The sequence below is a fragment of the Streptomyces sp. NPDC048636 genome (genome assembly GCF_040650655.1).
Taxonomy (GTDB): Bacteria; Actinomycetota; Actinomycetes; order Streptomycetales; family Streptomycetaceae; genus Streptomyces.
The window spans coordinates 276,715-303,208 of sequence record NZ_JBEZHR010000003.1; the positions used below are offsets into that span (position 1 = coordinate 276,715).

23 protein-coding genes are annotated in these 26,494 nt (G+C 71.5%); 10 read left to right on the forward strand and 13 right to left on the reverse strand.

Annotated features, from left to right (window positions below):
* Positions 1 to 9: 9 nt before the first annotated feature.
* Entirely contained in the window at positions 10 to 333 is a 324-nt protein-coding gene (locus AB0C66_RS11785; protein WP_362436660.1) for a DUF3263 domain-containing protein, read from the reverse strand.
* A gap of 5 nt (positions 334 to 338) precedes the next feature.
* The gene (locus tag AB0C66_RS11790) at positions 339 to 1,619 is read right to left on the reverse strand and encodes an extracellular solute-binding protein (RefSeq protein ID WP_362436083.1); all 1,281 of its coding nucleotides are present in this window, start codon (positions 1,617 to 1,619) and stop codon (positions 339 to 341) included.
* Between the two features lie 334 nt (positions 1,620 to 1,953).
* Here AB0C66_RS11790 and AB0C66_RS11795 point away from each other — a divergent pair, with 334 nt between their 5' ends.
* From AB0C66_RS11795 to AB0C66_RS11805, 3 genes are all read left to right on the forward strand, one after another.
* Positions 1,954 to 2,886, forward strand: coding sequence for an ROK family protein (locus tag AB0C66_RS11795; RefSeq protein ID WP_362436085.1), 933 nt, complete (start codon positions 1,954 to 1,956; stop codon positions 2,884 to 2,886).
* A complete protein-coding gene (gene nagA / locus AB0C66_RS11800) occupies positions 2,886 to 4,064 on the forward strand; it encodes an N-acetylglucosamine-6-phosphate deacetylase (RefSeq protein WP_362436087.1) in 1,179 nt (392 codons plus the stop codon). Before AB0C66_RS11795 ends, nagA begins: the two co-directional genes overlap by 1 nt.
* 158 nt (positions 4,065 to 4,222) lie before the next feature.
* On the forward strand, positions 4,223 to 5,185 hold the full coding sequence (locus AB0C66_RS11805) for a 1-phosphofructokinase family hexose kinase (RefSeq protein ID WP_362436089.1): 963 nt from the start codon (positions 4,223 to 4,225) through the stop codon (positions 5,183 to 5,185).
* Positions 5,186 to 5,209: 24 nt separating this feature from the next.
* On the opposite strand, the gene AB0C66_RS11810 is transcribed toward AB0C66_RS11805, so the two are convergent.
* Entirely contained in the window at positions 5,210 to 6,217 is a 1,008-nt protein-coding gene (locus AB0C66_RS11810; RefSeq protein WP_362436091.1) for a carbohydrate-binding protein, read from the reverse strand.
* 231 nt (positions 6,218 to 6,448) lie between these two features.
* Positions 6,449 to 8,116, reverse strand: a complete 1,668-nt coding sequence (gene cdgB, locus AB0C66_RS11815) for a diguanylate cyclase CdgB (RefSeq protein ID WP_362436093.1) — start codon at positions 8,114 to 8,116, stop codon at positions 6,449 to 6,451.
* 402 nt (positions 8,117 to 8,518) lie between these two features.
* On the opposite strand from cdgB, the gene AB0C66_RS11820 reads away from it, so the two are divergent.
* A complete protein-coding gene (locus AB0C66_RS11820) occupies positions 8,519 to 9,022 on the forward strand; it encodes a flavin reductase family protein (RefSeq protein WP_362436095.1) in 504 nt (167 codons plus the stop codon).
* A 367-nt stretch (positions 9,023 to 9,389) separates the two neighbouring features.
* Here AB0C66_RS11820 and arfB read toward each other — a convergent pair whose 3' ends face one another.
* Complete coding sequence (gene arfB / locus AB0C66_RS11825; RefSeq protein WP_362436097.1) at positions 9,390 to 9,818, reverse strand: alternative ribosome rescue aminoacyl-tRNA hydrolase ArfB; 429 nt, start codon at positions 9,816 to 9,818, stop codon at positions 9,390 to 9,392.
* Positions 9,819 to 10,052: 234 nt separating this feature from the next.
* On the opposite strand from arfB, the gene AB0C66_RS11830 reads away from it, so the two are divergent.
* On the forward strand, positions 10,053 to 10,628 hold the full coding sequence (locus AB0C66_RS11830) for a TerD family protein (RefSeq protein WP_362436099.1): 576 nt from the start codon (positions 10,053 to 10,055) through the stop codon (positions 10,626 to 10,628).
* A gap of 233 nt (positions 10,629 to 10,861) precedes the next feature.
* Here AB0C66_RS11830 and AB0C66_RS11835 read toward each other — a convergent pair whose 3' ends face one another.
* The gene (locus AB0C66_RS11835) at positions 10,862 to 11,872 is read right to left on the reverse strand and encodes a helix-turn-helix domain-containing protein (RefSeq protein ID WP_362436101.1); all 1,011 of its coding nucleotides are present in this window, start codon (positions 11,870 to 11,872) and stop codon (positions 10,862 to 10,864) included.
* Positions 11,873 to 12,070: 198 nt separating this feature from the next.
* Entirely contained in the window at positions 12,071 to 13,411 is a 1,341-nt protein-coding gene (locus tag AB0C66_RS11840; protein ID WP_362436103.1) for a tetratricopeptide repeat protein, read from the reverse strand.
* Positions 13,412 to 14,164: 753 nt separating this feature from the next.
* Here AB0C66_RS11840 and AB0C66_RS11845 point away from each other — a divergent pair.
* The 5 genes from AB0C66_RS11845 (at position 14,165) to AB0C66_RS11865 (ending at position 18,913) form a co-directional block, all read left to right on the forward strand.
* Positions 14,165 to 15,799 carry a M4 family metallopeptidase gene (locus tag AB0C66_RS11845; protein ID WP_362436105.1) on the forward strand — a complete coding sequence of 545 codons (1,635 nt, stop codon included), beginning with the start codon at positions 14,165 to 14,167 and terminating at the stop codon, positions 15,797 to 15,799.
* A 99-nt stretch (positions 15,800 to 15,898) separates the two neighbouring features.
* Positions 15,899 to 16,984, forward strand: coding sequence for an S-(hydroxymethyl)mycothiol dehydrogenase (locus AB0C66_RS11850; protein ID WP_362436107.1), 1,086 nt, complete (start codon positions 15,899 to 15,901; stop codon positions 16,982 to 16,984).
* Positions 16,984 to 17,622: an MBL fold metallo-hydrolase gene (locus AB0C66_RS11855; protein WP_362436109.1), complete on the forward strand. Its 639-nt coding sequence runs from the start codon at positions 16,984 to 16,986 to the stop codon at positions 17,620 to 17,622. Before AB0C66_RS11850 ends, AB0C66_RS11855 begins: the two co-directional genes overlap by 1 nt.
* Positions 17,623 to 17,703: 81 nt before the next feature.
* Positions 17,704 to 18,201 (forward strand): hypothetical protein, encoded by a 498-nt coding sequence (locus tag AB0C66_RS11860; RefSeq protein WP_362436111.1) that lies wholly within the window; start codon positions 17,704 to 17,706, stop codon positions 18,199 to 18,201.
* A 400-nt stretch (positions 18,202 to 18,601) separates the two neighbouring features.
* A complete protein-coding gene (locus AB0C66_RS11865) occupies positions 18,602 to 18,913 on the forward strand; it encodes a hypothetical protein (RefSeq protein ID WP_362436113.1) in 312 nt (103 codons plus the stop codon).
* A 62-nt stretch (positions 18,914 to 18,975) separates the two neighbouring features.
* Here the strand turns inward: AB0C66_RS11865 and AB0C66_RS11870 are convergent, their stop codons facing one another.
* The 6 genes from AB0C66_RS11870 to serA form a co-directional block, all read right to left on the reverse strand.
* Positions 18,976 to 20,862, reverse strand: coding sequence for a BTAD domain-containing putative transcriptional regulator (locus tag AB0C66_RS11870; protein ID WP_362436115.1), 1,887 nt, complete (start codon positions 20,860 to 20,862; stop codon positions 18,976 to 18,978).
* A 66-nt stretch (positions 20,863 to 20,928) separates the two neighbouring features.
* Positions 20,929 to 21,714: an IclR family transcriptional regulator C-terminal domain-containing protein gene (locus tag AB0C66_RS11875; RefSeq protein ID WP_362436117.1), complete on the reverse strand. Its 786-nt coding sequence runs from the start codon at positions 21,712 to 21,714 to the stop codon at positions 20,929 to 20,931.
* An 11-nt stretch (positions 21,715 to 21,725) separates the two neighbouring features.
* Positions 21,726 to 22,523 carry an alpha/beta fold hydrolase gene (locus tag AB0C66_RS11880; RefSeq protein WP_362436119.1) on the reverse strand — a complete coding sequence of 266 codons (798 nt, stop codon included), beginning with the start codon at positions 22,521 to 22,523 and terminating at the stop codon, positions 21,726 to 21,728.
* Positions 22,524 to 22,636: 113 nt separating this feature from the next.
* Positions 22,637 to 23,458 carry a LuxR family transcriptional regulator gene (locus AB0C66_RS11885; RefSeq protein ID WP_362436121.1) on the reverse strand — a complete coding sequence of 274 codons (822 nt, stop codon included), beginning with the start codon at positions 23,456 to 23,458 and terminating at the stop codon, positions 22,637 to 22,639.
* Positions 23,459 to 23,548: 90 nt separating this feature from the next.
* On the reverse strand, positions 23,549 to 24,280 hold the full coding sequence (locus tag AB0C66_RS11890; protein WP_362436123.1) for a DNA-binding response regulator: 732 nt from the start codon (positions 24,278 to 24,280) through the stop codon (positions 23,549 to 23,551).
* A gap of 593 nt (positions 24,281 to 24,873) precedes the next feature.
* Positions 24,874 to 26,466 carry a phosphoglycerate dehydrogenase gene (gene serA, locus AB0C66_RS11895; RefSeq protein WP_362436662.1) on the reverse strand — a complete coding sequence of 531 codons (1,593 nt, stop codon included), beginning with the start codon at positions 26,464 to 26,466 and terminating at the stop codon, positions 24,874 to 24,876.
* Positions 26,467 to 26,494 lie beyond the last annotated feature (28 nt).

Here is a 26,494-nt window from a genome sequence, read left to right on the forward strand (position 1 = left end):
GGCGTACGGTCAGCGGCGCATCCGCCGCTCCTGCCGGACGCGGCGGAGGCGGTTGACGGTGACGGGGTCGTGCTCCAGGGCGCGGGGGTCGTCCAGCAGCGCGTTCAGGAGCTGGAAGTAACGGGTCGGGGAGATGCCGAGCCGCTCGCGTATCGCACGCTCCTTGGCGCCCGGGCCCGGCCAGCCGCGCCGCTCCAGGGCGAGCACGTCCCGATCCCGATCCGACAGCCCCCCCGCCTCGGCCCCCGAACCATCCCGAACCCCGGACTCGGGCTCGGGCTCATGCCCCGCCTCCGGCTCCGGCTCGCGCTCCGGTTCGGCCGCCCCCGTCATATCCGTCACGTCCCCGCGTTCTCCATCGCGTCGGCCGCGCGCTGGATCTCGCCCAGTACGCTCGCCGGGTCGCCGCCCTTGACCACCGTCGAGCCGATCTTCTCCTTGACCAGTTTGCTGACGGCCGCCCAGGAGGTCTTGTCCGACGGGTAGAACTCGGCGCTCTCCAGCTCGTCCAGGAAGCGCCACAGCGGCTTGTACTCGCGGTCGTCGAGCATGGTCTCCCGGACGGTGGTGGTCACGGGGAGCAGATCGTACTGGGTGGCGAAGTCGAGCACGTTCTCGTCGCTGTAGACGAAGTCGAGGAAGTCGCCGATCTGTTGGCGGTTGCCATGGGTGTTGAAGGCCATCAGCCAGTCGGCGACGCCCATCGTGGAGCGGGACTTGCCCTTGCGGCCGGGCAGCGCCGCGGTGCCGTAGCTGATGCCGTGGCCGGACGCCTGCTGCATCAGGGTGGGGTGGCCGTTGAGCATGCCGACCTCACCTCGGGTGAAGCCGTCGAAGACGTCCTGCCGGTTGGTGCGGGCCGGGGAGCCGGGGCCGGTGAGGCCCTCGCCGACCAGCTCGTCCCGCAGCCATTCGAAGGTCTCGATGTTCTCGGTCGAGTCGATGGTGTAGCTGCCGTTGGGGTCGGTGTAGCCGCCCCCGCCGCTGAGCATCCACATCATGGTCTCCGCCTGGGTCTCCTCGGGACCGAGGGGCAGCCCGTACGGGGTGCGCACCCCGATCCCCTTCAGGGCCTTGGCGGCGGACTTGAGTTCGGCCCAGGTGGTGGGCGCGTCGGATATCCCGGCCTGGTCGAAGAGCTTCTTGTTGTAGAAGAGCAGCCGGGCGCTGGAGACGAAGGGGAGTCCGTACTGCACCCGGTTGACCTCGCCCGCGTGGGCGATGGAGGTGATGAAACCGGCCTGGGTGGGGATGGAGAGCATCTGGTCGGCGCGGTAGAGCTTGCCGTCGGCCGCGTAGTCGGCGTACGCGCCGATCTGCGCGATGTCCGGGGCGTCACCGCTCTTGACCATCTCGGCGACACGCTTGTCGACCTCGGTCCAGCTGTAGACCTTGACGTCGATCTTGACGTTGCCGTGCTTGGTCTCATAGGCGCGGGCCATCTTCTCCCACTCCTTCTGGGAGCTGTTGGCGGCGCTGTCGCCGTAGTCGGCCGCGACCACCTTGAGGGTGGCCTCACCCCCCGAGCCGCTGCCGCCGCCGCAGCCCGTCAGCACCGGCGCCGTGGCCGCCGCAGCGACTCCAGCCGTCGTCAGACCCAAGAACCGTCGCCGCTGCACCGCTGCTTCCCACCCTGTTGGCTTGATTCATCCCCCAGGGTTGGTCCCCGGAGTTTCCCCGAGGTGCGCCCCCGAGGTCGAGCGAGTCTGCCTTGCAAACCTCCACAAGGTCTACACCATGGCCATATCACTTCGGTATCGGGGCCTCGCCTTCCCAGTTCAGGCCCGGTATACACGTATAAGTGGAATGTGTCACGCCGCCACAACTCCCTTGCGGGGCACGGAAACAGAGGGAACGCGCCACCGGCGGTACCTCCGGAACGGGGTCCCTCTTCCGGGGAGAAGCGGCGAGTGGACTAGACCTCTCACGGTGGATCGCGGGAGACTGTTTCCCGTGGAACACATCATCGCCCTGGATGTGGGCGGCACCGGCATGAAGGCCGCCCTCGTCGGGGCGGACAGCACCCTGCTGTACGAGGCCAGGCGGCCCACCGGACGGGAGCGCGGCCCCGAGGCCGTCGTCACCGCGATCCTGGACTTCGCCGCCGACCTGCGCGCGGCGGGCGAGGAGCGCTTCGGCGGACCGCCCGCGGCGGCGGGCGTCGGCGTACCGGGCGTCCTCGACGAGCCCGGCGGGGTGGCGGTCTTCGCCGCCAACCTCGGCTGGCGGGACGTCCCGCTGCGCGCGCTGCTCTCGGAGCGGCTGGGCGGGATCCCGGTCGCGCTGGGCCATGACGTCCGGATGGGCGGGCTGGCCGAGGGGCGGATAGGAGCGGGCGAGGGCGCCGACCGGTTCCTCTTCGTATCGGTCGGCACCGGGATCGCGGGCGCCATCGGCATCGAGGGCCGGATCGACCCGGGGGCGCACGGCTCCTCGGGGGAGATCGGCCATGTGGTCGTACGGCCGGGCGGCCCGCGGTGCGGCTGCGGTCAGCGGGGCTGTCTGGAGACGCTCGCCTCGGCGGCCGCGGTCGGCCGCGCCTGGGCGGCCGCCAGCGGCGACCCCGACGCCGACGCCGCGGCCTGCGCCAAGGCCGTGGCAGCCGGCGATCCGCGGGCGGAGGCGGTGTGGGGCGAGATGACGGCGGCGCTCGCCGACGGCCTGGTGATCGCCCACACCCTGCTCGACCCCCGGGTGGTGATCGTCGGCGGCGGGCTCGCCGAGGCCGGGGAGACCCTGTTCGGCCCGCTGCGCACGGCGGTCGAGGAACGGATCACCTTCCAGCAGCTTCCCCATATCGTCCCGGCGGGCCTCGGGGACACCGCCGGATGCCTGGGCGCGGGCCTGCTCGCCTGGGACCTACTCGCCACGGAGGTTTCCGCCTGATGGTGCAGCGAACGGTTCTCACGGGCGCCCGGGTCGTACTGCCGTCGGGGGTGGTGGAAAACGGACGGGTGACAGTCGAAGGCACCCGAATCACCGCCACGGACCCAGCCGATGGACGGGGCACAGGTGAGGGGCCGGACACGGTGCTCGACCTCAGCGGCTGCTGGATCGTGCCCGGGTTCGTCGACATCCATGTGCACGGCGGCGGAGGCGCGTCCTTCTCCGCGGGCACCGCCGAGGAGGCCCTCACCGTCATCCGCACCCACCGGGCCCACGGCACCACGACCCTGCTGGCCTCCACCGTCACCGGTGATCTGGACGACCTCGCCCGGCAGGCGTCGGCCCTCTCCGAACTGGCCGAAGAGGGCGAGCTCGCGGGCGTCCACTTCGAGGGTCCGTTCATCTCCCCGCACCGCTGCGGCGCCCATCAGCCCTCCCTGCTGCGCTCCCCCGACCCGGCGGACGTCCGCAAGCTGGTCGACGCGGCCCGCGGCACCGCGCGGATGATGACGCTGGCGCCCGAACTGCCCGGCGGGCTCGAGTCCGTACGGCTGCTCGCCGACAGCGGGGTCATCGCGGCCGTCGGCCACACCGACTCCGGCTACGACGCGACCCGCGAGGCCGTCGAGGCGGGCGCCACCGTGGCCACCCACCTGTTCAACGCGATGCCGCCGCTGCTGCACCGCGAACCCGGCCCGGTCGCCGCGCTGCTGGAGGACGAGCGGGTCACCATCGAGCTGATCAACGACGGCACCCATCTCCACCCGGCCGTGCTCCAGCTCGCCTTCGGCCGCGCGGGCGCCGACCGCGTCGCGTTCATCACCGACGCCATGGGCGCCGCCGGGATGAGCGACGGGCGCTATCCGCTCGGCCCGATGGAGGTCGAGGTCAAGGACGGGGTGGCGCGGATCAGCGACGGGCCGACGGCCGGGTCGATCGCGGGCTCGACCCTCACCCTCGACCATGCCTTCCGGCGGGCGGTGACCGTCGACGGCCTGAGCGTCGGCGAGGCGGTGCGAGCCCTGTCCGCCACCCCCGCGAAGCTGCTGGGCCTGGACGGCCGGGTCGGTTCGCTGGAGCCCGGCAAGGACGCGGATCTGGTCGTCCTCGGCCCGGACTTCCATCTCCGGGGCGTGATGCGCCGCGGTGTCTGGGTGGTCGATCCCGAAGTGAACTGATATACCCCGGTGTTGAACCCCGCGGCCACCGCCGAGGTCTGGGCCACGCGCCATGGCTTTGGCATGATCGCCTGACGACGAGCGCCGCTCGTCGCACAGCCGTACGTTTCAGCGCAGCGATCTCCGTCCGGCGGGGGGACGGAAGAGGGGATGCCAGGGTGATCCTGACGGTCACGCTCAACGCCGCCCTCGACATCACCTACCGGGTGCCGCAGTTGCGCCCGCACACCACCCACCGCGTCACCGACGTCGCCGAACGGCCCGGCGGCAAGGGGCTCAACGTGGCCCGGGTGCTGGCCGCGCTCGGCCACGACACCGTCGTCACGGGCTTCGCCGGAGGGGTCACCGGCACGGTGCTCCGCGAAGGCCTCGCCGCACTCACCGGGGGCGGGACCGGGACCGGGCCGCGCCGCGCCCGGATCATCGACGCCCTCGTCCCCATCGCCGGTACCACCCGGCGCACCATCGGCGTCGTCGACGGCTCGACGGGTGACACCACCCAGCTCAACGAGCCCGGGCCGCTGGTGACCACCCCCGAGTGGACCGACTTCCTCGCCGGTTACGCCCGGCTGCTGCGCGAGGCGGCGGCCGTCGCGCTGTGCGGCAGTCTGCCGCCCGGTGTCCCCGTCGGCACCTACGCCCAGCTCATCCGGGAGGCCCACGCGGCAGGGGTGCCCACCCTGCTGGACACCAGCGGGGAGCCGCTGCGCCGCGGGATCGCCGCCCGCCCGCATATGGTCAAGCCCAACGCTGCGGAGCTGGCGGCCCTCACCGGCGCCACCGATCCGCTGCGCGCCGCCCGGGACGCCCGGCGGCGCGGGGCACGGGCGGTGGCCGCCTCCCTCGGCGGGGACGGCATGCTCGCGGTCACCTCACAGGGCACCTGGCGGGCCCGCCCGCCGCTGCGGCTGTCGGGGAATCCGACCGGGGCCGGGGACTCGGCGGTGGCCGGGCTGCTGTCCGGCCTGGTGGAGGAGGTGCCCTGGCCGGACCGGCTGGCCCGCGCGGTGGCCCTGTCGGCGGCGGCCGTACGGGCTCCGGTGGCGGGCGAGTTCGACCGCGCGGACTACGACGAGCTGCTGGGGCGGGTCGAGGTGACGGAGCACCCGGCGGCGGTGTGACCGGCCGGGTGCCCGGTGCGGGCGTCAGTCACCCGGCTTCTTGGGGGTCAGCCACATCTGGTCGAGGTTGGCGTCGCATTTGTCGCCCGCCTCACAGGACACCGTGACCGTGTTGGTGCCCGCGTTCAGCTCGACCAGGGACCAGCTGTTCGTCCAGCCCTTCTCCCAGTCGCCCTTCGGCCCCCTGGCGAAGTTGTCCATGTTGAGCGGACGGGTCTGCTTCTTGCCGTTGATCGTCAGCGTCATGCTCTGCTTCTCGCCGGGCACGCCGTAGCCCACGTACAGCCGGTACGTCTTGCCCTTCTTGACGTCCATGTTCCAGGTCGCGGAGGCGCCGGGGGTGTTGAGACCGGCGACGTACTGGCCGCCGGCGGCCTGGGCGCCCTTGATGTCGCTCGCGGCCGCCGCACCGCCCGCGAGCTGCATCTTCACCGCGTCCTCGATGGGCAGCTCGACCGGCTTCCCGCCGGGGCGGGGGGTCTGGCGGGGCTTGTCGCTCTGCCCGGCGGTCGGCTCGTTGGTCGGGTCGGTCTGGTCGCTCTTGTCGTTGTCGCCACCGTTGGTGATCATCGCGATGCCGATACCGACGATGACCACGGCGACCACCGCGATCGCGCCGATCAGCAGGCCGCGGTTGTTGGGACCGCGGCCGCCGCCACGACCGCCGCCCTGGGCGTCGCCCGGCTGCTGCCGGGGCGCGCCGCCGGGCAGCGTCTCGGGGGCGGCGTAGTGGGCGTTCTGACGGCCTGGGCCGCCCTGCTGCCCGTAGCCCTGCTGGCCGTAGCCGCCCTGCTGGCCATAGCCCTGCTGCTGGCCCGGGGCCTGCTGGCCGTAGTTGCGCTCGCCCACCGCGCGGACCTGGTTGTACGAGGTCCTCGGGACGCCGGGCTGGGCCGGACCGGGATAGCCGTAGCCACCGGCACGGGCACCCGGCTGGGCCGACTGGCCGGACTGCTCGCCCTCGGAGCGGTACAGATAGGCGAACGGGTCGTCGTTCTCCGGTGTGTCCGAGCCGTTGTTGCCGGCCGTCATCCCTCGTCACTCCCCTGTGCATTGGCCATTGGCGTCACGATGCGTTTGCGCCACGACTGCTCATACCAGGGCCGACAGGGCCTCGGCAGGTGGTGCGCTGTCCGGATGGCCAATATTCATGATCGGTTCACTGTCGGCGGCAAGGCCGCATCGGCGCAGCCTACCGTGACAGGGACGTGCTGAGCCCCCGGCCGGGTTCCACCGGAATGGGACCGGTGACACACCCTGGGTCTATCCGGCCCGTCTGCGCTCCTTGGAACGGGACCGCTTCTCCACATACATCCGCTGGTCAGCGGAGTGCAGCACTTCCTCGGCGGACATTCCGCAGCCCGCCCAGCCGATGCCGAAGCTGGCTCCGACCCGGACCGCCCGGCCGTCCACCCGGATCGGCGGGATGATCGCGTTCCGCAGGCGGACGGCGAGGTCCTGGGCGTCGGCGCGGCCGAGCCCGTCGGCGAGGACCACGAACTCGTCACCGCCGAGCCGGGCGACCGTATCGCCGTCCCGGACGCCGTTGGTCAGCCTGCGGGCGACCTCGATCAGCACGGCGTCGCCCGCGTGGTGCCCGAACCGGTCGTTGATGGACTTGAAGCCGTCGAGATCGCAGAAGAGCACCGCGAGCCCCTTGTGGCCGTCGTCGATATCGCTCTCTTCGTTGGGCGGGATGGTGTGCACATGGCTGTCGAACGGGACGCCGCCCGGGGCGGGCGGGCTGCCGAAGCTCTCGAACTCGTCGAAGCCGTAGAGATGGCCGCCGGGATCGGCCTGGGCGCTGACCGCGACGGGCTCCGCCTCGGCCCCGCCCGGCAGCGGCGGAGTGCCGCACAGTCTGCTGCCGAGGCGGGCGCGCAGCTCAGCGCTGTTGGGCAGACCGGTCAGCGAGTCATGGCTGGCGCGGTGGGCGAGCTGGAGCTCATGGCGCTTGCGCTCCTCGATGTCCTCGACATGGGTGAGCAGGAAGCGCGGGCCGTCGGCGGCGTCGGCCACCACCGAGTTACGCAGCGAGACCCAGACGTAGGAGCCGTCCCGGCGGGCGAGGCGCAGCTCGGAGCGGCCGCCCTCGGCGGAGGTGCGCAGCAGCGTGCCGATGTCCTCGGGGTGGACGAGGTCGGAGAAGGAGTAGCGGCGCATCGCGGAGGCGGGGCGGCCCAGCAGCCGGCACAGGGCGTCGTTGGTGCGCAGCAGCCGGCCGTGCTGGTCACCGCCCATCTCGGCGATGGCCATACCGCTGGGCGCGTACTCGAAGGCCTGCCGGAAGCTCTCCTCGCTGGCGCGCAGGGCCTGCTGCTCACGCTCGAGGCGGAGCAGGGCGCGCTGCATATTGGCGCGCAGCCGGGCGTTTCCGATCGCGATGGCGGCGTGGAAGGCGTACATCTGGAGCGCTTCACGGCCCCAGGCACCGGGGCGGCGGCCGTTGCGCGGGCGGTCGACGGAGATCACGCCGATGAGCTCGCCGCCGGAGGCGCCCGCCGCGTACAGCGGGGCGAACAGCCGGTCCATCGGATGCCATTCATCGGCGAAGCGGGGCGCGGGGCCGGGGGTGTGCCACTGGGGGACGTCGTCGTCGTCGAGCACCCAGCCCTCGGTGTACGGGATGAAGCGCAGATCGCCCCAGCGGTCGCCCATCGAGAGCCTGCGGTCCCAGGAGGTGCGGGAGCCCACCCGCCCGGCCATCAGCGCCTCGGCCCCGGCACTGCCGCCGACGGCGGCGACCACGAGATCGCCGTCCGGCTGGACCAGATTGACGGCCGAGAGCTCGTAGCCGAGCCCGGCTATGACGCCGTCCGCGACGGTCTGAAGGGTGTCGGCGAGGCTGCGCGCGGTATTCAGGTCGGCGACCACCTGGTGCAGCTGCCGCAGGGTCGCAAGGCGGATATAGGGCTCCGACTCGGTCTCCATCGCTCGCACTCCCCCGAGACCTCGACAGCAACTCCTGGCTTCTTGTCGTCCGATTGCCACGGCCACTGAATCACAGCGAGCTGCCCACTCGGTACACAGGGTCAACAATTACTAGCTGCTGTGACTCATGTCACAGACCGTGTTCGACCCTTGGCGAAAGGGCTTGGGAGCGCTCCCAACTTCCGGTACGCAAATTCCGGAATGACAATGCCTGGTCATCCCTTGCGTTCCCTGGTAACCGGGGCGACGTTCGATCTAGAACCGAAGACCTAAGCCCACTTTGGGTCCCGGGTCCGATGCGCGGAAGAAGTGCGCGGCGTTAGCGTGCGGGACGTGTTTCCGACGACGCCCTCCGCTCCCGCCGCCACCCCCGACGAGCCCTCCGTCCCCCATGCTGGTGGGGTGAGTGAGGACGATTTCCGCGCCGCGCTGTCGCGTCTCGCCGCGGGCGTGGTGCTGGTTTCCGCGCACGACCCGGACGAGGGTCCGCACGGCGAGGACGTCGGCATGACGGCCACCGCGTTCATGTCGGTGTCGCTCGACCCGCCGCTGGCGATGGTGAGCGTGCGCAACGGCTCCCGGATGGACGACCTGCTGGAGCGGCAGCCGCTGTGGGCGGTGTCGGTACTGGCGGAGAGTCAGCGGCATATCGCCGGACGATTCGCGATGAAGGGTCGCATCAGCGACAGACTGCTCTTCGCTGACATGCCGGTCGTACGCGGCACGGAGAGCGGCGCCCCGCTGGCCGCGGGCGCGCTGGCCACGCTGGAGTGCCGCACCGAGCAGCGGATGACGGTCGGGGACCACACCCTGGTGGTCGGCCGGGTGCTGTCGGCGGCGACGCCGACGGGGGCGGAGGGCGGCCCCCTGATGTACTTCCGAGGCCGCTACCGCACGATGGACTGAACCGCCCGCCCCCGGCGCCGGCGCCGGGCGGGCCCCGCAGCCGGACGCGGTCCGGGCGCGGTCCGAACTCGGCCCCCCGACCCGGGTGGGACCCAGCCCGGGCGGGGTTCCGGACCGGTCCAAGGCTCTGCGGACCCAGGGGCCGCTGCCGGACGCGGTGCCGGACTCGGTCCGGGCGCACTGCCCGAACCCGGCATGGGAGCCGGTCCGGGCGGGGTTCCGCCCCGGTCCGGACCGGGGCGGGCAGGTGCCGGGAGCGGCGGCTCAGTGACAGTCGCGGCCCGGGCAAGGTGCCGGGCAGGGTTCCGGGTGCGGCCCGGGCCTGCCGCCGGACGTGGTCCGGGTAGGCGCCGCGTTCGGCCCCGGCTCAGTGCCAGTCGCGGCCGGAGCGGCCGCGTTTGGTGTCGCCGCGCTGCTTCTTCTGGCGCAGACGGCGCTCGTTGATCCCGCGTGGGATCCGGGTGGGACGGCGCGGCTTCGGCGGCGGCGCGGTGGCCTCGGCGAGCAGCGACGCCAGCCGGACGGCGGCGGTCTCGCGGTTGCGCCACTGCGAGCGGTGCTCGGACGCCCGTACCGTCACCACCCCGTCGACCAGCCGCCCCGCCAGCCGCTCCAGTGCGCGCGCCTTCCACACCGGCGGCAACGCGGTGCTGCGGGCGAGGTCGAAGCGCAGCTCGACCTGGCTGTCGCTGGTGTTGACGTGCTGTCCGCCGGGTCCGGAGGACCGCGAGAAACGCCACATCAGCTCGGCCTCCGGCAGGGAGACCGAACCACGGATGACATAGGGCGCGGACATGCCACCTATGATCCCGTGTCCACCGCCGCCCCGTCACCCCGTTTTGCGGGCCGCTCCTCATGCGAGGTTCCGCCCCGGCACCGGCTCGGCACCGCCCCGGCATCAGGATTTGGCAAAGAAAGTAAAAGGAGCTGGAACCCGAGACCGCCCTGATGGCGTTGTGGAGGGTGACGGTAGCTTCGTCCGGTACGAAGCCCGACGCTCGGATACACGAGACCACGAAAGGGACTCCCCATGGCTGTAAGCCTGTCCAAGGGCGGCAACGTCTCGCTCACCAAGGAGGCACCGGGCCTGACCGCCGTCACGGTCGGCCTCGGCTGGGATGTCCGCACCACCACGGGCACCGACTTCGACCTGGACGCCAGCGCCATCGCGGTGAACTCGAACGGCAAGGTCTACTCCGACCAGCACTTCGTGTTCTTCAACAACAAGGCCACCCCGGACCAGACCATCGTCCACACCGGTGACAACGTCACCGGCCAGGGCGAGGGCGACGACGAGCAGATCAACGTCAACCTGGCGGGTCTGCCGGCCGACATCGAGAAGATCGTCTTCCCGGTCTCGATCTACGACGCCGAGTCCCGCAGCCAGAACTTCGGCCAGGTGCGCAACGCGTTCATCCGCATCGTCAACCAGGCGGGCGGCACCGAGATCGCGCGCTACGACCTGAGCGAGGACGCCGCCACCGAGACCGCCATGGTCTTCGGCGAGCTCTACCGCAACGGGGCGGAGTGGAAGTTCCGCGCCGTCGGCCAGGGCTACGCCGCCGGCCTGGTCGGCATCGCCCAGGACTTCGGCGTCAGCGTCTGACGTTCCGCCGGAACCACGGGTAAATGACACCGAGGGCCGGATCCCGCGTATGCGGGGTCCGGCCCTCGGTGGTACGGACGACGACGGAGGTGGCGGCCGCGGAGCGCCCTTTCGGGCAGCTCCCCGCGAGGAGCACCCCCGTGTCTCCTTGCGGCCCTTGTCAGGTGAGCGGCGGCCGCCGGTGTCCAGCATTCCGCAACCGCGCCCGGACGTCGTTGGCACAGCGTCCACAGTTATTGGCGCTGGGTGGACAACGGGAGCGGAACCGGGTGACGGAGGGCGTGCTGTCGGTAGTCCCTGGGCGGCAGGCCGTACGCGGCGCGGAAGGCACGGGTGAAGTCGGTGGCGCGGGTGAAGCCCCAGCGGGCGGCGATGCTGTGGATGGTGGCGGAGCTCAGCGCCGGGTCGGCGAGATCACGGCGGGCGCGCTCCAGGCGCTGACTGCGGATCCAGGCCGCGACGGTCTCGTGCTCACCCTGGAACAGGCGGTGCAGATAGCTGATCGAGATGTGGTGCGCGGCGGCGATCGTGGTCGGGGTCAACCCCGGATCGTGCAGATTCCGTTGGACGTACTCCCGGATCCGCAGCACCAGACACCGGCTGCGGGTCTCCGGCGGAAGGGCGCGGTCCGCGTCCAGCGTGTGGGCGAACAGCGCGGACAGCAGGTCGACCACGATCGTGCCCAGACGTGGTCCGTCGGACGGCAGATAACTGCTGGTGTCCGAGATCAGTTGGGTGAGGAACTGCACGAGCAGGGCCCCGAACCCTTCCCGTCCGGACATGCCCCGGGCGAACAGCAGGTCCATCTTTTCCTGCGGCACGTGCAGCAGCGCCTTGGGAATTTCGATCCCGACCCCGGAGAACAGCTCGTCCCCCTCGGCGGCGGAATAGACCTGGAAAGCCCGTGAGCTGTCGAAGACCTGTATCTCGTAGGAACCGCATACGGCCCGCACATCACCCGAGGAGATGTGATTGGTACCGCGCAGCGGAATCCCGATGTGGAACTGCTCGGGGTCGGACTGGCGGATGAGCTTCGGCGTCCGGCGGAAGCGGAGCGCCTGGTGGGTGGTGGGCCACACATGCACCGCGCCGAGGCCCAGCACCCGCTGCCGCGCCTGGTAGTCCGCCGCGTGGGGGCTGTACAGATCCAGCGGCGCATGCGTCCGGCCGATGCGCTCGCACCAGAAATCGAACCGGTCCGCCCCGTCCAGATCCTCCGTCCGGAACACGGTCTCGTTCAGCATCCGCTGTCTCCTGCCTTTCATGACCCGCCCCGTTGCCTGGCTCGGACAACGGGGCGGGCTTGCGCCCATCTGTACCAACTCCAGCCGAGTCCATCACAGGGCGGGGACATGACACCGACGCGGGCCGACGTGGGCCACTCGCCGGCCAGCGGGAACCCGGTGCGTTGAGGTGATGCTCCGCCGACCGACGAGGCGTTCCTACGCTCCGAGGTAAGCGGGCCCGACCGTCCGAGCGCGCTCGTGCAGCTCCCGCGCGGCTCGATTCCTCAGGTGCGGACGGATGAGTCCCACCATCGCCTGCATGCGCTCGTCCGCCCTGCCGGACTGGACCAGGGGGTAGTCGTCCAGGGCCTGGTGCCAGGTCGCGCAGGCCGCCTCCAGATGGCCCACCTTCAGCTGACGCTCGGCGAGCATCGCCCGGTGGCGGACACCAGTACGGCGATAGACGCTGTATCGCAACTGGTCCGACTGCTGCATGGCCGCAATGGACCCGTGGGTATCGCCCAGCTCATAGCGCACCTGGCTGATGTGGTAATTCATCGATGCCGGGTCGTAGGAACCGAACGCCTTCTCCCTGGACTCCGCCTTGTCCATGGCCGATTCCGCCTCACGTAGACGCAGCAGAGCCATACCACGGTCACCGATCTGCGCCGCCGAGTGAGCCTGTTGACCCGCCAGAAAGGCCCGCATCCGAGGACCGGCCTTGGGTGACGCCGATGCGGCGGCGTCCGCCAGGCGCATGGCCTCGCGGCCGTGGCCGAGGTCGACCGCCTGGACGCTCATCCCGCGTAACGTCGTGCAGTAGGTCAGGTGGTCTTCGGAAGCCCCGGCCAGCTCCAACGCCTTGATGTAATACCGCTGCGCCAAGCCGTGCAGGCCCTCGTCGACGGCCATGTACCCCGTCAGATAGCAGAGATCAGAGGCTGCCGACATCATCGCCTTGCGCACGGTCTCGGGAGCGTCCGCCTTCAGATACGGCACGACGGTGTTCACCAGGAATGCGGCGGCCATGGGGCGGGCGTGGCGGCCGCCGAATTGGTCGTCCACTTCGGAAATGCGCTCGGTCATGGCCGCGACCATCTCCACGTCGGCCAGTCCGGCTCGCTGGATCCGCCCCTTCCCGGCCGCTTCCATCCGTCCCACGACATCGGGCCAATGCGGCACGGTCAACGCGACGGAGAAAAGACTCGCGCCAAGGACGCTGCGGCGTGAGGGGTTCATGTCCTGCCTCCCCAAGTCGACCAACGCCTCCACGGTACTCGGGCGGGCGTTCGACTCATCGGCAGTCACCGGGAATCCCACTTCGGCGTGCGTGACCGGGCGGCCCAACTTCCGCGCGAACGCTTCCAGGATCAGCGGCCGGGTGGCCTCTCTGGGCGTATGCCCGCGAAGCCACTGATGAGCGGAGGGCTCCCGGTACTTCTGTGGCGTGCCACGTTCGGTGCCGATGCGGTTGATCTCCTGGACCCACTGCCGCAACGTCCACCCGGTCTCCCGGAACAGCCGCTCCAGGCCCCGGTTGGCCTCCCGCTGACTCACCCGCGCTCAACTCCTCAACGAAGCCAGGGCGTTTAAAGCTCTTAAAAGCTGCCGCGCACCTCACCGTACCGCGGGGTGTAGCGGTCCGGTTGCATAGAGCGAGAAAGCACCCCCGCAGCCGTGGCACCGGCCCGGGGGCATGGTCAACGCTGAACAGGAGCGTCAACATGCGTGAGCGTATCGCCCGGTTCATGGTGCGGTGGCGAGGAACATCACGGCCCGCCCTCAGCCGTCATCGAGGCCATGTTGAGCCCGGACCCTGCCGACCGGCCGACCAGTGCCGAGGTGTGCGCGGAGTTGGGCGGCGCGGATACCGCCACCGGGTCCCCCGGCGGAACCCCGTCAACCGAATAAACTACGGGGTCAAACGAATGCGCCATCCCGTGATCCATGGAGCGGGTTCGCGGGTTCACCCGGGGTGGCGTGCCGGGCGGGCGGCCGGATGCCGTCGGTCGGGGCCGAGGTTGTGTGGTCGATAAGGCGATAAGCACCCATACTCCGGGCGCCGTTGAGCATCAGAAGCTGACCGAATTCACCTACATACCAACAAGCGCAAGTCAAATCCTTGTTACGGACCTGTCAGAAACGGTCATTCGGTGACAGTCTCTGCTCGACCTCGCCACGCGCATCGGCTGAAGCGTCGGCCAGGCCGTACCTCACGTACCACTCCTGCTGTACCGGGCGGTCCACCCACGGCCGTTCGAACCCCCTACGCAGGGCCGCGACCCGGCGGCCCCCAAGCAAGGAGACCGAGTGAGACCCAACGCTTCCTCCCCCCACAGACGGACCGTCCGCGCGGCGGCGTTCATCGCCTCCGCCGCCATGGTGGTCATCGGTGTCCAGACCGGCCAGGCCAGCGCCCAGCCGGACCGCGGCAGTGAGGCGGGCGCGTCCGCGCTGCCGCTGAGCGCGGCGCAGCGGACCACCGCGATCAAGGCGGCACAGGCCGACGCCTCCGCGCAAGGCCGGTCCCTCGGGCTCGGGGCCAAGGAGAAGCTCCTCGTCCGCGATGTCATCAAGGACGCGAACGGGACCGTCCACACCCGCTACGAGCGCACCTACGCGGGGCTGCCCGTGCTCGGCGGAGACCTGGTGGTCCACGAGAAGAAGAGCGGCACACAGTCGGTCACCAAGGCGACCGGCGCCCGGATCGCGGTGCCCAGCACCACGGCGGGGATACCGGCCGCCGACGCCGAGAAGGCCGCGCTGAAGGCCGCGAAGACCCTGGCCAAGGGCGATTCGGGCGACCCGCGGCACACCCGCTCCCCGCGCAAGGTGGTCTGGGCGGCCACCGGCGAGCCCGTGCTGGCCTGGGAGACCGTCGTCACCGGCACCCAGCACGACGGCACCCCCAGCGAGCTGCACATCATCACCGACGCGAGCACCGGCAAGCGGCTGTTCCAGGACGAGGCCGTGGAGACCGGCACCGGAACCAGCCAGTACAGCGGCACGGTGCAGCTGGGCACCACCCGCAGCGGCTCCAGCTACACCATGACCGACGGCACCCGCGGCAACCACAAGACGTACGACCTGAACCAGGGCACCTCGGGCACCGGCACCCTGTACACCGACGCCGATGACCGCTGGGGCGGCGGACGGCAGACCGCGGGCGTGGACGCCCACTACGGCGCCGGGCAGACCTGGGACTTCTACAAGAACGTGCTGGGCCGCAACGGCATCCGCAACGACGGCGTCGGCTCGTACTCCCGCGTCCACTACGGCAACAACTACGTCAACGCCTTCTGGCAGGACTCCTGCTTCTGCATGACCTACGGCGACGGTTCGGGCAACGCCAGCCCGCTCACCGCGCTGGACGTGGCCGGTCACGAGATGACCCACGGCGTCACCGCGGCCACCGCCAAGCTCAACTACAGCGGCGAGTCCGGCGGTCTCAACGAGGCCACCTCCGACATCTTCGCCACCGCCGTCGAGTTCTACTCGGCCAACTCCGCCGACCCCGGTGACTACCTCATCGGCGAGAAGATCGACATCAACGGCGACGGCACCCCGCTGCGCTACCAGGACAAGCCCAGCAAGGACGGCCGCTCCAAGGACTACTGGTCCTCCTCGCTCGGCGGGATCGACGTCCACTACTCCTCCGGGCCCGCCAACCACTTCTTCTACCTGCTGTCCGAGGGCAGCGGCGCGAAGGTGATCAACGGCGTGAGCTACAACAGCCCGACGTACGACGGCTCCAGGGTCACCGGCATCGGCCGGGACAAGGCGGTGAAGATCTGGTACCGGGCGCTGACCACGTACCTGACCTCCACCTCGAAGTACGCCCAGGCCCGCACCGCCACCCTCAGCGCGGCGCGTGACCTCTACGGCTCCACCTCCACCGAGTACAAGACGGTCGCGGCGGCCTGGACCGCGATCAACGTCCGGTAAGGCGGGACAAAGCTCCACAGAGCCGGACAGCGGACCGCACCGGAAATCCGGTGCGGTCCGTTCCTGTTGTCGCCGCTGATCGGCACTTACGCTGCTCCCATGACTCAACAGGTACGCGGCGTGGTGGCCCCCGGAAAAGGCGAGAAGGTCAGGATCGAGACGATCGTCATCCCCGACCCCGGCCCCGGCGAGGCGGTGGTGCGGGTCCAGGCGTGCGGCGTCTGCCACACCGATCTGCACTACCGGGAGGGCGGGATCAATGACGACTTCCCCTTCCTGCTCGGCCATGAGGCGGCCGGGATCGTGGAGTCCGTCGGCGACGGCGTCACCGAGGTGGCGCCCGGCGACTTCGTGATCCTCAACTGGCGTGCGGTATGCGGCCAGTGCCGCGCCTGCCGCCGCGGCCGCCCCTGGTACTGCTTCGACACCCACAACGCGTCCCGGCCCATGACGCTCACCGACGGCACCGCGCTGACGCCCGCGCTCGGCATCGGCGCGTTCGCCGAGAAGACGCTGGTGGCCGCCGGACAGTGCACCAAGGTGGACCCCGAGGCGTCCGCGGCCGCGGCCGGGCTGCTCGGCTGCGGGGTGATGGCCGGTATCGGCGCCGCCCTCAACACCGGCGCGGTCGGGCGCGGCGACTCGGTCGCCGTGATCGGCTGCGGCGGGGTGGGCGCCGCGGCGGTCGCCGGGGCCCGGCTGGCCGCCGCCGAGAAGATCATCGCGGTGGATGTGGACGACCGGAAGCTGGAGTGGGCACGCGGGCTGGGCGCCACCCACACGCTCAACGCCACCCAGGGCGACATCGTGGAGCGGATCCGCGAGCTCACCGACGGCAACGGCGCCGATGTGGTGATCGAGGCGGTCGGCCGCCCCGAGACCTACCGGCAGGCGTTCTACGCCCGTGACCTGGCCGGGACCGTGGTGCTGGTCGGCGTCCCCACCCCGGAGATGAAGCTCGAGCTGCCGCTGCTGGACGTCTTCGGGCGCGGCGGCGCGCTCAAGTCCTCCTGGTACGGCGACTGTCTGCCGTCCCGGGACTTCCCGCTGCTGATCGACCTCTACCGGCAGGGCCGACTCGACCTGGACGCGTTCGTCAGCGAGACCATCGGCCTGGACGACATCGAGGAGGCGTTCGCCAAGATGCACCGCGGTGATGTGCTCCGTTCGGTGGTGATGCTCTGATGACCCCGCCGCCCGTACGCATCGACCACCTCGTGACCTCCGGCACCTTCTCGCTGGACGGCGGCACCTGGGAGGTGGACAACAACGTCTGGCTCATCGGTGACGACCACGAGGTCTATGTCATCGACGCCGCGCATGACGCGGACGCCATCGTCGAGGCCATCGGCGGCCGCAGGCTGCTCGGCATCATCTGCACCCACGGCCACGACGACCACATCGACGCCGCCCCGGCCGTCGCCGACCGCACCGGTGCGCCGATCCTGCTGCACCCGGAGGACGAGCTGCTGTGGCGGATGCGCCATCCGGACCGGACGCCGGACAAGCCGCTGGCCGACGGCGATGTGCTCACCGTCGGCGGCACCCAGCTGCGGGTGCTGCACACCCCCGGCCACTCCCCCGGCGCGGTCTGTCTGCACGCGCCCGCACTGGCCACGGTCTTCTCCGGGGACACGCTCTTCCAGGGCGGGCCCGGGGCGACCGGGCGCTCGTACTCGTCCTTCCCGACGATCATCGAGTCGATCCGGGAACGGCTGTTGGCGCTGCCGCCGCAGACGGTGGTCCGCACCGGGCACGGTGACCCGACGACGATCGGCGACGAGGCCCCGCAGCTGGACGAGTGGATCGCCCGCGGGCACTGAGCCGACGGTGAGCGGGGCGCCGGGGCCCGACCCCGGCGCCCCGCGGCCGGTGGTCCGCCGGCCCGTGACACCATCGACCGGGTGATCGACCTGGGCTACTCCCTCTCCCGCCGCTTCCCGGACCCGCCGCAGACGGACTACCGCGGCGCGGATCAGCGTGCGCTGCGGCACGATCTCTTCTGCGGTGATGTCCATCTCGCCGACACCCGCGCGGACCGTGAGCTCTCCACCGCCTGGGGCTGGGTTCCGGTGCTCGACTTCGCCTGGGCGCTGTGCGACATCGTGGAGCGGCTCGACCGGGATCCCCGGGGCAGCCGCTCCGCCACCCCCGTCCACGCGGAGCTGGACTTCACCGAGTCCACCGACCGGCTGCTCTTCGAGCGGCGCTTCGGCTGGGTGGACGTCACCGCCGACTGGGTCCCGGCCGGGGAGCCGCCGCTGACCTTCGACCACGCGGCGCTGCGCCGCGAGGCACGGGACTTCCTGCACGATCTGATCGCCGATCTCGTCGATATGCACGAGGGCCTGGACGACAATCCGGTGGTGTGGGACCTCCAGTCCCGCTTCCCCCGCGTCTGAATCCCTTCCCGGTCCGCGGGCCCCGCCCCGGGAAAGGCAATTACCGACCGGCTTTTCGGGCCGAGTTGCCGCCTGGCGGGGGTCCAGGCGGCGGGTCAGAAGCTAGCAGCGCACGGAATCACCCCGCGATCGCAGTGCAAAGAATTCGATCTCGGCCGCCGCTCCGGCCGCACCCGGCGCCACCCCGGCACCGGTGTCCACCACGGACCACGCGCACCGCTCCGGCCTGCGCCTCGACCGCCATGGACGGATCTATCAAACGTCTATAGCCCGGCCCGGACCGGAGAATAGGGCGGTGATGGGCGCGTATTCCATGCTGGTCCCACGGCACCGCTGTCGGCGTGCGCAGGAAAACCGGGGAGGAACATTGGAAACGAACACGACGGAGATCCTCGCCAGAATGGAACGCGACTTCACGGCCTGGCTGGAGCAGGGCGGGCTCAGTCGAATGGTGAATCTGGACGGCCGTGATCTGACCGACCCGGCCGTGTTCGCCGAGGTGATCAGCGAACTCGCCCTGGAACCGCACCGGGCGGAGTACACCGGGTCGGCCGTGGGCCAGTCGCTGATGAGCGACGCCAGCGCCCGCTGGGCCAATCTGGTGGCGATCTTCATCAACGCCGTGCACAACGACACCCTCGACGCGCTGCGCGCCGAGACCTCCGTGATGGCGGCGAGCCTCGACGGAGGCCATGCGGGCGGCTGCGGCTAACCGTCGCGGGGACCGTACGGGCAGCGGTCGGCGGCCACCACGCGGTGGCCGCCGACCGGGGCTCAGGCCACCAGCGCCGGACCGGGGAAACCGGTCAGCTCCGGCTCGGCCGCGTCCTGCTCCCGGGCGAACTGCCGCACCAGGGACGGGAACCGGTACTCCAGCCGGTCGCCCTCGGCCGAGAGCTCCAGCAGCCGCGCGGTGGTGAGGGAGTCGAGCGCGTCCTCGGCGCTCGCCTCGGACCAGCGCAGCTCCGCCGCCGCGTCCCGGGCGGTGAAGGCCGCCGCGTACCGGTGGGCCAGCGCCCGGAAGGCGTGCCGGGCGTCCGCCGCCAGCCGGACATGGCTGCGGCGCAGCGCGGCGCGCACATCGAGGCTGCCGAGGGAGAGTTCGCCCAGCAGCCGGTCCACCGGGACCAGCCGGTTGGCCAGATGGGCCAGCCGCCACTGCGGCTGGGCGGCCAGCCGGGCCGCGCAGATCCGCAGCGCCAGCGGCAGTCCGTCGCAGCGCTCCACGATCCGTCCGGCCGCCTCCGGCTCCGCCGCGACCCGTTCGGTCCCGGCGACCGCGGCCAGCAGTCCGCGCGCCTCCGCCGCGTCCAGCGGGCCGAGCCGGACCAGCCGTACGCCCTCCACCGAGGTGAGCGGGGAGTGGCTGGTGACCAGGGTGCGACAGCCGTCCCCGACCGTGAGCAGCGGACGGACCTGGCGGTCCTCGACCGCGTTGTCCAGGACGACCAGGGCGCGGCGGCCCGCCAGGCGGCTGCGGTAGAGCTGGGCCCGCTCGTCCAGGGCGGCGGGCAGATCGTGGGGGCCGGTGCCGAGGGCGCGCAGAAACCAGCCGAGTACGTCCGAGGGGTCCTTGGGGGTGCCGTCCTCGGCGCGCAGATCGGCGTAGAGCTGGCCGTGCGGAAAGGCGGCGCGGCAGCGGTGGGCGGCGTGCACGGCCAGTGCCGAGGTGCCGGTGCCGGGGGCGCCGGTGAGCACGATGCCGCCGGTGCCGTGCGGATCGGCCAGCGCGGTGCCGAGCTCGGCCAGCGGCTGGGCGCGGCCGGTGAAGTCGGCGATATCGGGCGGCAGCATGGCGGGGACGAGACCCGCCCAGATGTCCGCCGGGGGCGGTCCGGCCGCGGTCGCCCGCCCGGGTCCCGGTCCGGCCGCCGCCCCGCCGCCCGCTCCGCGGCCGAGAGTGACGGCCTTGGGCGCGGCGGCCGGGCCGGTCAACTCCCCGGTGAGCAGCTCCCGGTGGACCCGGCGGAGGGCGGCCCCGGGGTCCACGCCCAGCTCGTCGCGGAGCGCCCGGCGCCCCCGCTCGTACACGGCGAGCGCGTCGGCCTGCCGGTCGCAGCGGTACAGGGCGGTCATCAGCTGACAGCGCAGGGTTTCGCGGAGCGGGTGTTCGGCGACCAGCCGGGTCAGCTCGGGAACGGACTGGGCGTGGCGGCCGAGGGCGAGTTCGGCCTCGATCCGGTTCTGTACGGCGGCGATCCGGGCCTCTTCCAGACGCGGCAGTTCGGCCTCGGCGAGACGGCCGGTGACATCGGAGAGCGCGGGGCCGTGCCACAGGGCGAGCGCGGCGGTCAGCCGGTCGGCGGCGGTGGCGTAGTGGCCTGAGGTCAGCGCGGTACGGCCCTGTTCGGACAGCCGCCGGAACTCGTCCCAGTCGTAGCGGGCACCGCCCACGTCCATCGCGTAGCCGTTGCCCCGGCGTTCGGTGCGCAGCCAGGGGCCGCAGCGCTTCCGCAGCCGGGAGACATAGGTGTAGAGCTGCGCGGTGCGGGTCGGCGGCGGGGTGGGGCCCCACAGCAGCTCGCTGAGCCGGTCGTCGGAGAGGACCCGGCCGCCGGAGAGCAGCAGGGCGGCGAGGACGGTGCGCTGTTTGGCCCCGTCGACCGGTACCGCCGTGCCGCCGACCCGGACCCGCACCGGACCGAGGATCCGGAACTCCACGTGCGGCGGGCGCTCTTGACCATCACATTCCAGCCGCAAAGCTGCACTCCTCCAGGCTTGAGCCTGTCAGCATCCTGACAGCTCGCTGAGTCTGACGGCCGCGTCGATCGTGTCGCATCCGTGCTCCTGCCCGGGGTGCCGGGTGAGCCTGCTGACCGGCCCGGAGAGCGACACCGCGGCGATCACCCGGCCGCCGGGGCCGCGGACGGGTGCGGAGACGGTGGCCATGGCGGGCTCCCAGCCGCCGAAGCTCTGGGCCCAGCCGCGGCGGCGGACCCCGCAGAGCATGCCCGCGCCGAACCGGGCGCCGCGCAGCCCCTCGTACAGCAGCTCGGGCTCCTCCCAGGCCAGCAGCACCTGGGCGACCGCCCCGGACTTCAGCGGAAAGGCGCTGCCGACCGGCACGGTGTCGGCCCCGGTGCCGTGCGCCTCGGCGGCGGCCACGCAGACCCGCAGCTCGCCGCGGCGGCGGTAGAGCCGGGCGCTGGCGCCGGTACGGTCGCGCAGGGCGGTGAGTACGGGTTCGGCGGCGAGCAACAGCCGGTCGTGGCGTGCCTCGACGACCATGTCGCCCAGGCGCGGGCCGAGCGCGAACCGCCCGTCGGGGTCCCGGGCGACCAGCCGCAGCCGCTCCAGGGCGAGGGCGAGCCGGTGCACGGTGGGCCGTTTGAGGCCGGTGGCGGAGACCAGCGTGGCCAGGGTGGCCGGACCGCTCTCCAACACCCCCAGCAGCAGCGACGCCTTGTCGAGTACGCCGACGCCGCTCTCCAGCCGGGGCGGGCCGGGGTGGGCAGGACCGGCCGCCCGCCGCGCCGCCGGGTCCGCTGTGGTGGTCATCGTCAAGGTGGCCATGGCAGTTGTCCTCAGCCGAGGTGGGCGGTCAGCGCGCGGAGGACGGCCGCCCGCTGCTGTACCAGGTAGAAGTGGTCGCCGGGCAGCACCGTGAGGTCGAACCCGGCGGGTGCCACCGCGGCCCAGGCCCGCAGGTCGGCCACGCTGACGCGGGGGTCGCGGTCGCCGACGAGGCCGGTGACGGGGCAGCCGACCGGGAGCGGAGGGCGCGGTCCGTAGGTGCCGACGGCCTTGAAGTCGGCCCGGAGCGCGGGCAGTACGAGCTCACGCAGCTCGGCGTCGGCCAGCAGCGCGGCCTCGGTGCCGCCGATCCGGTGGACCTCCTCCAGCAGGGCGCGGTCGCCACGGAGGTAGGTGTCCTTGGGGGTGACCTGGTGGGGTGCCTTACGGGCGGAGACCACCAGCGCGGCCGGCCGTACGCCGTACCGGCTCTCCAGCCGCAGCGCCACCTCGTAGCCGACCGAGGAGCCCATGCTGTGGCCGAAGAGGGTCAGCGGGGTGTCGGCGAACGGCTGGAGCGCGGCGCTGATTTCGTCGGCGAGCCGCTCGACGCTGTCGATGGCCGGTTCCTCCAGCCGCTCCTGGCGGCCGGGGTAGCGGGTGGTGAGGAGCTCCACCCCGGCGGGCAGCGCACCGTCGGCGACGGCCCGTCCCCAGCTGTGGAAGAAGCCCGCCGAGCCGCCCGCGTGGGGCAGACAGACCAGCCGACCGCGGACCGCCCCGGCCGGGGCGTACCTGCGGAACCATCTGCTCTCGATACCGACGGCCATCGTCTGCTCGCCTCCCCGCGCGGGAAATCCGTGATTCACCCTACGGACCGGACAGCCCGGATTCCCCTGGTCTTTTCTAGCGGCGTGACTCGGTGTCCGGCAACGCGGCTTCATGAACCTGCCATGGGGTTGCGGGAAATCAAGAATGCCGTTCATCTTCGGCTGCCGGGGGATTGCGAGAGCAAAAGCCCCAGTTCGGCGGCGCGAACTCCGGCCTGAAAACGGGAGGTGGCACCTAAAAGTGCCATTATCTCGGCCACATATCTTCGGTAGGTACGGACCGACATGGACAGTTCACGGGCGGCGACATCGTCGGTGATCCCGGCGCGCAGCCGCTCCAGGATCTGCTGGGCGATCTCGGTGCGGGCCTTGTCGCCGAAGTCGATACGGTCCGAGACCACCACGGCGTTGCGCCAGACTCCGTCGAAGAGGGCGAGCAGCGGCCGGATCACCCCGCCGGAGCGGATGACCGAGGCCCGGCGGCCGACCGCGGAATCGGCGCAGACCAGGGCGTGTTCATCGTCGGCGATCACAGCGGCCAGGGCGGGGATACGGGCGACCCGGGTCTCCACCCGCGGCTCGGCGACATGGCCGGTGACGAATGGCCAGTCGAGGGTGGCCGGGGTGCACAGCAGCCGCACCGCCAGCCCCTCGTGGCCGTCGGCGGCCAGCAGCGCGGTGAGGGCCTGGTGGACGGCGCGGGAATAGCCGGGCTCGGTGGCCAGCACCACATCAACGCGCGTAGTGGCGTCGGCGACCAGTTGTGCCGCGATGTCCACCGCGGTCTCCTGCGCCTCGATGACGGCGACCGTGGCGCCCTGATGCATCCGGTCACGGCGGCGTACGACGGTGGATGCCAGCAGCGCGCTGACTTCCAGGAGTTCCTGCTCGAATTCATCGCCGACATCGACCGAATCCAGACCGATTTCCGATCGACTGGTGCCGGGCGCCCGTTCGGGCATCACCGATGACACACCACTCACCCCCGTGTGAGTTTTCCGTTCAGCGGACGGTGCCGCCGATCCCCTCTGAAGCTCTGTGTCCCCCCGCGCCGGTGCGGCGCCTCAGTCGTTCGACGACAGCAGTCCCAGCTCGACGGCCCGCACCCCGGCCTGGAACCGGGAGCTCGCGCCGAGGCCACGCATGATCTCGGCGACATGACGGCGGTAGGTGCGCAGTGACACCTCGACCTCCCGGGCCGCCACATCGTCGGTGTAGCCCTGGCACAGCCGCTCCAGGATGCGGCGGGCGGAGTCGGTCCGCAGCCGCTCGCTGATCCACTCGTGCTCGGCGGGCTGTACGGCGCCGCCCCAGGCCCCCGCGAACAGCAGGTCCAGCGCCCGGACCAGGGCCGGGTCCTCGATGACCGAGACCACTTCCTCACCGCCGCGCTCCAGCCGGGAGCGCACCATGGCGACCCGGCCGTCCACGATCAGGGTCTCGGCCACGGCCTCGGTGACCCGCAACTGCACATGGGCCCCGCCGCGTTCGGCGACCGACCGTACGGCGGACTCCGTCAGCGATTCGGGGGTGCACAGCAGCCGGGCGGGAATGCGCTTGCGGCCGCTCAGGCTGAGCCGCCCGACGGCGGCGCCGACCGCCTTCGCACGGTCGCCGCCCTCCGGCAGGGCCACGCTGACCCCGTGCCGGGCCTGGCTGATGAGCACCTCGATGGCATTGGCGATCACCGCTTCGTCGCGCTCGAGGGTGACGATGGAGTTCCGGGCAGCCGTGCGACGATGCAGATTCACCGTTGACTCGATCAACTCGCGGGCCTGGAGCAGCGCTTCTTCCACGCTGTCGGCCGTTCTCGAGGAATCGGATGCCTTCGATGGACCTGTCATGCCTACCCCCGAGACGTTTCGACGAACAGCGCTGCCCACGGCATGTCGATCGACCAGGGACCCGGAAGTTGACCCTTAAATGTATTGCTGGTGACCAGGGTCCGACCTAACGGGAATCGCCTGAGCATCCGAGCGGAACTCCGTGAACGGGAAATGCTGCGAAGCACGGAACACTTCACCAAGCGGCTCCCGGCCGAGGTTAGTTTGAGCGGTGTACGGCAGTCAACGCGCCGGTAATGGTCAAGAGTTGGCAAAGTCCACTTCTTATGGGTCACCTCCCGTCCATGCCGACGGCGGCACGTCAACCGTGTCAGCAACTTACGCCACCCAACCGGAAAGTCCTCCCCATTTCGCCCCACGTTGCTCACCCTACGCATAGCTCTCGCAACCTTCGGCTATCATCACGGCTCTCTCTGTCCTCTTGCTGCCACCTCCGGAGCAATAGCGGGATCAACCCCGCGGTAAAGTCCGGCCACCGCGCAATTGCGCTGGTCTTCCCTCGGATGCGGAATACAGGAATCTATACATCCGTCCTCCGAAGTTTTTTATCCTTCGTTGCCCAGCGTCCACCAGCGCGTGGCCCGCACTTCACCGGCGGCCTCCGCCAGCACCTCCGGCCGTACCGGGGCGTCCACGTTCAACGCCACCACCGCGGCACCGCCCGGTGCCGTCCTGGCCAGCCGCATCGCGGCGATGTTCACCCCCGCCGCGCCCAGCGCCGCGGCGAGCGCGCCGAGCGCTCCGGTCCGGTCCGGGCAGCGGACGAACACCGCCTCCCCGGCCAGCGGGAAGTCGATCGGCAGCCCGAAGATCTCCACCAGCCGTGCCCGGCCGCCCGGTTCGGTGAGCGTGCCGGTCACCGACGCCTCCTCGCCGTCGGGGAAGACCGCCCGCACCGTGACCGCCGAGGAGAAGCCCAGCGCGTCCCGGCCGGTGGTGGCGACCGCCTCCAGACCTCGGTCGGCGGCCAGCTCCGGGGCGTTCACATAGGACACCCCGCCCTCCACCGGACCGGTCAACGCGCCCTTGAGCAGGCCCAGTTCCAGCACCCGTACGTCATGGGAGGCGATCTCGCCGCGCGCCACCGCCTCCCAGCGGCCCGGCAGCCGTCCGGTGGCCGCGACCAGCAGCCCGGCCAGCCGCTCGGTCAGCACCAGCCATGGCGCCAGCCCGGGCGCCACCGCCCCGGCCCGGACGTTGACCGCCTCCGGCAGCAGATCACCGGCCAGCGCCCGCCGCACCGAGGCGGCCACCGACACCCCGGCCCGCTCCTGGGCCTCGGCGGTGCCCGCCCCCAGATGCGGGGTGACCACCACCGAGTCCAGCTCGAACAGCGGTGACTCGACGCACGGTTCGGCGGCGAACACATCGATACCCGCGGCGGCCACCCGCCCCTCCTTGAGCGCCGCGTACAGCTCGGCCTCGTCCACGATGCCGCCGCGGGCCGCGTTGACGATCCGCACCCCCGGCCTGACCCGGTGCAGCGCCTCGAACCCCAGCAGTCCGGCGGTCTCCGGGGTGCGGGGCAGATGCACCGAGATCAGCTCGGACCGTTCCAGCAGTTCGTCCAGCGGCACCAGCCGTACCCCTTCCTGGGCCGCGTGGGCGGGCTGGACATACGGGTCGTAGGCGATGACGTCCATGTCGAACGCCCGCATCCGCCGGGCCACCAGCGTGCCGATCCGGCCCAGCCCGAGCAGCCCGAGCGTCTTGCCCGCCAGCTCCACCCCCGAGAAGCGGGAGCGCTGCCACCGGCCGGACTTGAGCGCCGCGTCGGCCTGCGGGATATGCCGGGCCACCGCCACCAGCAGCCCCACCGTCAGCTCCGCGGCGCTCACCACGTTCGAGGTGGGGGCGTTGACCACCATCACCCCGGCCGCGGAGGCCGCCGCCACATCCACATTGTCCAGCCCCACCCCGGCCCGGCCGATCACCCGCAGCCGGTCCGCCGCGGCCAGCGCCTCGGTGTCCATCCGGGTGGCGCTGCGGATCAGCACCGCGTCCGCCCCGGGCAGGGCGGCGAGCAGCGCCGCGCGGTCGGCCCCGGCGCAGTGGCGCACCTCCACCCCGGGGCCGAGCGCGTCCACGGTGGCGGGCGACAGCTCCTCGGCGATCAGTACGACGGGCCGACGGACCATCGGACCCGGACCGGCGGGCTCGTCCATG